The organism is Nitrospinota bacterium, from assembly GCA_035528715.1.
Lineage (GTDB): Bacteria > JADFOP01 > JADFOP01 > DATKYB01 > DATKYB01 > DATKYB01.
The window spans coordinates 1-2,271 of sequence record DATKYB010000009.1 but is presented as its reverse complement, the minus strand read 5'-3'; the positions used below and the strand labels follow the sequence as shown (position 1 = coordinate 2,271).

At 38.7% G+C, this 2,271-nt stretch carries 5 protein-coding genes; 2 read left to right on the top strand and 3 right to left on the bottom strand.

Annotated features, from left to right (window positions below; translation table 11 throughout):
• Positions 1 to 522: HNH endonuclease (locus VMW81_00495; GenBank protein HUU49425.1), on the top strand; the 522-nt coding region annotated here is incomplete at its 5' end.
• Here the strand turns inward: VMW81_00495 and VMW81_00490 are convergent.
• Genes VMW81_00490 through VMW81_00480 form a run of 3 tightly spaced genes read right to left on the bottom strand, consistent with a single transcriptional unit; the run spans position 519 to position 1,612 of the window.
• Positions 519 to 1,010 (bottom strand): alpha/beta fold hydrolase, encoded by a 492-nt coding sequence (locus VMW81_00490; protein ID HUU49424.1) that lies wholly within the window; start codon positions 1,008 to 1,010, stop codon positions 519 to 521. The genes VMW81_00495 and VMW81_00490 overlap by 4 nt on opposite strands.
• On the bottom strand, positions 1,010 to 1,279 hold the full coding sequence (locus VMW81_00485; GenBank protein ID HUU49423.1) for a hypothetical protein: 270 nt from the start codon (positions 1,277 to 1,279) through the stop codon (positions 1,010 to 1,012). Before VMW81_00485 ends, VMW81_00490 begins: the two co-directional genes overlap by 1 nt.
• A gap of 12 nt (positions 1,280 to 1,291) precedes the next feature.
• A complete protein-coding gene (locus VMW81_00480; GenBank protein HUU49422.1) occupies positions 1,292 to 1,612 on the bottom strand; it encodes a MoaD/ThiS family protein in 321 nt (106 codons plus the stop codon).
• Between the two features lie 126 nt (positions 1,613 to 1,738).
• Between VMW81_00480 and VMW81_00475 the strand changes: the two genes are divergently transcribed.
• Positions 1,739 to 2,271, top strand: a 533-nt coding sequence (locus VMW81_00475; GenBank protein ID HUU49421.1) for a protein-L-isoaspartate(D-aspartate) O-methyltransferase, incomplete at its 3' end; no start/stop codon positions are given.

Here is a 2,271-nt window from a genome sequence, read left to right as displayed (position 1 = left end):
GAACAGGTACTGCTTTTAAATATCACGTTTGAGCCTCTTAAGGTCATCAACTGGAAGAAGGCAATTATCATGCTCACCCTGGGTAAAGTTGAAGTAATTGAAGAATATACCAGGGAAGTCCATTCAGTCAGTTTTGCCATTAAGTTGCCCGCGGTTGTCCGACTTTTAAGATTTGTAAAAAGGCCAAAGATACCAGTAAGGTTTAGTAGACAGAATATTTATATTCGAGATAATCACAAGTGTCAGTACTGCGGCAAGAGACTCACTCCGGATGAGCTTACGTGGGATCATGTGTTGCCCAGGGCACATGGAGGTAAGACAGAATGGACAAATGTTGTTACCTGCTGCATTAAGTGTAACAGAAAGAAAGGGGGGAGGGTTCCCTCAGAAGCTTCAATGGTCTTGATCAAGAAACCAAGCATGCCTGAATGGTTACCTATTTTAAAGGTCACATTACATTTTAAGCATACACCACAGTCATGGAGGGACTATATTTATTGGAATGTGGAGTTAGAAGCCTAAAGGCCAATGAGTTGGGGCCAGTCAATTGAGGTAAATGTTTTGGATAGGCGGTGGTCATCCTCCATCACGGTGAATGTTAAATCAGGAAAAACCTTTTCAGCAATTGCCTGTATAGACCTGAGAGGAATAATCTCGTCATTCTCCCCATGAAAGATATAAACAGGAAGCGTGAGCTTTTTCGATAGATATGGGCTGAAATCAGAAAGGTTGATTGCTGGGGCAAGGAGAATGAGTTTTTTCATTCTATCCTGATTTTGGAAGGCATAGAGGGAAGCCATTAATCCCCCTAAAGAAGAACCTATCATAATTATCCCCTTTTTATCTATAAGGATTTTGTTCAGTTTTGACATCCTGGTTGATACATCACCCACAAAGTCTGGGATAATCATCTTCGGAAAAAGGGCTTGAAAAAATACTGCCTTGTTACCCTGGCTGCTGCTTTCTTGTCCGTGAATAAAAATAGTGGGATTTTTTGCTATTTTCTCCATTACCTTTTTTTGACTCCGAGTTTGGTAATCTTTTTCTCAAGTTCAGCTATTCTTTTTTCAAGCGCTTGTATCCTTTTTTGTCTTTCAATATTGATCTCCTTTTTTGCTCCCTTTTTTTGACCTTTTTGTAGTTCTTTCTCTTTCACTATTCTATGTACGCTCGCGAGACCTATTGAAAATTCATTGGCTATTTTTCTCATGGATTGTCCATTTGCATGGGCCTTTATAACCTTTTGCCTTGTAGTTTCATTAATCTTTTTTCGTGCCATTTTAAACTCCTTTCAAGGTGTATACTTTTTTGAATTTTTAGAGTATTTAATTAAAGGTTTATCTCTAAGTCTTGTTACACTGCTAATATCCAAGGACTCAAAAATAGGGTATATACTGATTTTATCTCCCTCAGCAATAATATGGTCAAAGGGAACTGATTCGCTGTTGACAAGAACAAGATCAACCTCTTCAAGTGGCACTCCCAGAGAGCAAATTGCCTCATCAATGGTGGTTGGACTTTTTAGAGATAGGCTGAAAATTGTTTTTCTCTTACTCACAGGAAGATAATCACTCAGCTCTTCATAAAGGCGAAAATATACAGTGTAGCTCATGGAAAATAAAACTTTCCCTTTAAACAGGAGGTAATAATTTGATACTATACTATTATTTTGAGATTACCATAATTAAAATAACATAATTTTTTTTCCTTTTGCTACTTATTTTTTAGACAATATTCGATGGTTCACATCAAAAATCTATTTCCTGATCGTATGGAAACAATGATCGCTAATCAGATACTATCCAGGGGAATAAAAGATACGCAGCTTATTGAGGCTATAAGGAAGGTGCCTCGACACCTTTTTGTACCTGAAAACAGAAGGGAATCTGCCTATGATGATAGACCTCTTCCAATTGGAGAGGGCCAGACAATTTCACAGCCATATATAGTGGCATTTATGACCGAAGCTTTAGATCTCTCTGCAGAAGATAAGGTATTAGAGATAGGAACAGGCTCGGGTTATCAAGCAGCTATGCTGGCAGGGATTGTGAGAGAGGTGTATACAATAGAGGTAATTCCTGGTTTGGGTGAAGCTGCTCGGGAGAGATTGGAGGAGATGGCTTACAAGAACATTTCTGTAAAGATTGGTGATGGATATAAAGGCTGGCCGGAAAAAGCGCCTTTTCATGGTGTAATAGTTACCTGTGCCCCAGAGAAAATTCCAAAATCACTTATTGATCAGCTTACTGATGGTGGAAGGATGATTATTCC

Excerpts from the sequence above, each read along its gene's own strand:
- VMW81_00490 (HUU49424.1), bottom strand. The coding sequence starts at position 1,010 with ATGGAGAAAATAGCAAAAAATCCCACTATTTTTATTCACGGACAAGAA.
- VMW81_00485 (HUU49423.1), bottom strand. The coding sequence starts at position 1,279 with ATGGCACGAAAAAAGATTAATGAAACTACAAGGCAAAAGGTTATAAAG.
- VMW81_00480 (HUU49422.1), bottom strand. The coding sequence starts at position 1,612 with ATGAGCTACACTGTATATTTTCGCCTTTATGAAGAGCTGAGTGATTAT.